This window comes from Corynebacterium sp. UMB10321, assembly GCF_030228725.1.
GTDB lineage: Bacteria > Actinomycetota > Actinomycetes > Mycobacteriales > Mycobacteriaceae > Corynebacterium > Corynebacterium pseudogenitalium.
On the sequence record NZ_JASOZC010000061.1, the window covers coordinates 1 to 256 of the forward strand.

1 protein-coding gene is annotated in these 256 nt (G+C 38.3%); it reads left to right on the plus strand.

The features are described from left to right. Positions 1-256: hypothetical protein (locus tag QP752_RS11310; protein WP_284805550.1), on the plus strand; the 256-nt coding region annotated here is incomplete at both ends.

Sequence of the window (256 nt, forward strand, 5' to 3'; positions counted from 1 at the left end):
TGCTGCTCAGAAAGTTATTGATGATGACAATGCCACTGCTGAAACAGTCGCTGCAGCATTAGATAAAGTGAACAAAAAGAAAGCAGCTTTAGCAGATGCTAAAGATAAATTAGTTGATGCTATAACAGCTGACCAAAAAGTCGCATTAGCTAAAGTAGCAGACGACTTGAAATTAGCAGAAACCACAGGAAAAACTCCTGACAGTGTTAAAGCATACAATGATGCTGTTGAACAAATCAAAGCCGAATTAGAAGCT